The organism is Sphingobium tyrosinilyticum, from assembly GCF_042654265.1.
Classification (GTDB): Bacteria; Pseudomonadota; Alphaproteobacteria; order Sphingomonadales; family Sphingomonadaceae; genus Sphingobium; species Sphingobium tyrosinilyticum.
On the sequence record NZ_JBHSFZ010000049.1, the window covers coordinates 1 to 1350 of the forward strand.

At 61.7% G+C, this 1350-nt stretch carries 1 protein-coding gene; it reads right to left on the minus strand.

Features of this window, described 5'->3' with window-relative positions:
* Nucleotides 1-181: 181 nt before the first annotated feature.
* Nucleotides 182-1350, minus strand: a 1169-nt coding sequence (locus tag ACFO3E_RS15795; RefSeq protein ID WP_380806042.1) for an ISNCY family transposase, incomplete at its 5' end; no start/stop codon positions are given.

The window sequence follows — 1350 nt, forward strand, 5'->3', positions numbered from 1 at the left end:
CACCCGCTTACACTCGTTGTTCCTGCCGGATAGAGAAGACACTATCTGTCCCCGATAGAAAAGACACCATTGATGACAGCAGGGGCTGCGTGAAGCCCTCGGGATAGCGCAGCGCAGACCCTGCTGGTGGCGTGACATAGAGGGGATGGACATGGACCCGCTGCGTAGGCAGCGGGCTCGGTCAGCGCGCCTTCACGAACTCGAGCGTGCCGCGTGCCCGTAACTCAGCCTGGCTGAGCCGAGGGCGACGTTTGAGTTTGGCACCGCCCAACCGGCGTCCGTCGATCTTCGCCAGTGCCTCCGGTTCGGGAAACAGATGCTCGGACTGATCCCGGCGGGCAGGGGCATAGTTGTTCCGCTGCCGGTGGTGCGGCGCGATTGCCTGGATCTCCTTTGCTAGCGCCAGCGCCGCGTCGAGATGCTTGTTATCGACGATGGCAGGTTGATTGATCCGGGGCATCTTGTCGAACAGGCTGTAAGGAAGGGAGCGCCCCTCGTGGCGGATCTCGACTGTGCCGTCAGGATATTCACAGACATCCACGCGCTTGCGCGCCAGTTCCTTGCTGATAGGGTTCGGCTCCAGAAGGAACAGCACCTTGTTATAGTGCAGCGTCAGCGCCGCAGTGACTGTCCGCTGTTCACGCCAGACCATGACGGAGTGCAGATCATCCTGGGGCGCCAGTGGCCGGTGCAGGTCACGACTGTCCGCAGCGGGACGGGCAAAGCGGGCATTGTGCGTCGTCCGATAGCTCGCCAGAAAAGCATTGGCATCCGCCATCGTTGATATGCCCTCCAGCCGCATCGCCTTGATCAGGCGATCCTGTAATGTGCCGTTGGCCCGCTCGACCCGGCCCTTGGCCTGCGGCGAGTTGGCGCAAATGATCTCGATGTTCAGCGCATCGAGCGCGCGCCCGAAGTGCGTCATGCCATCACCCTTGGCGGTCGCCTTGGGGTTGCGAAAGACCGTATGTTTATCGGAATAAAAGGCCACCGGCTTGCCGTGCTGCTCGATATATTCGCGGGTCGCTTCCATGTAGGAAAAGGTGCTCTCGCTCTCGACCATCTTGAGATGCAGCAACTCGCTGGTCGCGTCGTCGATGTAGACGAGCAGCGTGCATTTCGGACCGCGAGTCTCGAACCAGGCGTGTTCCGAACCGTCGATCTGGACCAGCTCGCCGCGGCATTCCCGCCGGTGGCGCGGCTGATAAGGCCGAGAACGACGCGCGGCGCGATCCTGCCAGATGCCGGCCTCGATCATCATCTGCCGCAATGTCTCGCAGCCCACCGCGATATCATGACGCTCCGCCAGATACTCACGCGCCAGGGTCGGTCCGAAATCCACATAATGCT